This window comes from Escherichia sp. WS338, from assembly GCF_046486405.1.
Lineage (GTDB): Bacteria > Pseudomonadota > Gammaproteobacteria > Enterobacterales > Enterobacteriaceae > Escherichia > Escherichia coli.
This window is the reverse complement of the sequence record NZ_JBJQLL010000102.1, coordinates 1-1,028: the sequence shown is the minus strand read 5'-3', so window position 1 is coordinate 1,028 and position 1,028 is coordinate 1. Positions and strand designations below refer to the sequence as shown.

Sequence of the window (1,028 nt, the reverse complement as noted above, 5' to 3'; positions counted from 1 at the left end):
GGCAAATCCCTCCATCAGATAGTGGTTGTCGAACGTAAGCTACTCACACAGGAAGAATGGGAGAAGACATTCAATCTGGATAATCTGATTGCTCCGAAGTTCGAACAATAATTGTTCAGAATCTGTAAGAAGGGAGATCCGGCAGGGGATGGCGCGAATGAAAACGTATCAGTCCTCTGCCCGGATGTTTGTAAAAATACATTCCATAAGGCCTTTGTTGAGAGGAGCTCAGGGGTAAAGGTGTCTCACTAATTCGGGAGAGAATCATGGATATTATCACTGTTCTTCAGATAGTGGTTCTGCTGGGGGCAATCTTTTTGGGTGTCCGTATGGGCGGGATTGGTATTGGTTATGCCGGTGGCATTGGGGTATTGATTCTGGGGCTTTGTCTGGATATGAAGCCTGGTAATATCCCCTGGGATGTGATTCTAATTATTGCATCGGTAATTTCTGCTATTTCGGCCATGCAACTGGCGGGAGGACTGGACTATCTCGTTCAGGTCGCTGAACGAATTCTTCGTAAAAATCCAAAATATATTAATTACCTGGCTCCGGTTGTCACTTATGTGCTGACAATCTTTGCCGGTACGGGACATACTGCATTTTCAATGATCCCTGTAATTGTCGAAGTTTCCAAAGAACAAAACATTAAGCCCTCATGTCCGCTCTCAATTGCGGTTGTATCATCTCAAATTGCAATTACAGCATCACCTGTATCGGCTGCCGTTATCTATATGTCTGGCGTACTGGAAGGCTTTGGGTGGAGTTATCCAGTATTGCTTGGGATATGGTTGTTTACCACATTCGTTGGTTGCATGCTTACCGCATTTATAATCAGTCTGATTTCTGACATGAAATTAGACAATGATCCGGTTTACCGGGAGCGTCTTTCCAAAGGACTCGTAAGCGCGCCAGTAAAGTGAACCGCCCCGGAAATCCTGGAGACTAAACTCCCTGAGAAAGAGGTAAACAGGATGACTAAAAATACTCGTTTTTCCCCCGAAGTCCGTCAGCGGGCGATTCGTATG

The 1,028-nt window shown here is 45.3% G+C and carries 1 pseudogene; it reads left to right on the top strand.

What is annotated here, in order from left to right:
• Positions 1 to 266: 266 nt before the first annotated feature.
• Positions 267 to 905, top strand: a pseudogene (locus ACJHWT_RS25420) (anaerobic C4-dicarboxylate transporter family protein); the annotation flags it as partial.
• Between the last annotated feature and the right edge of the window lie 123 nt (positions 906 to 1,028).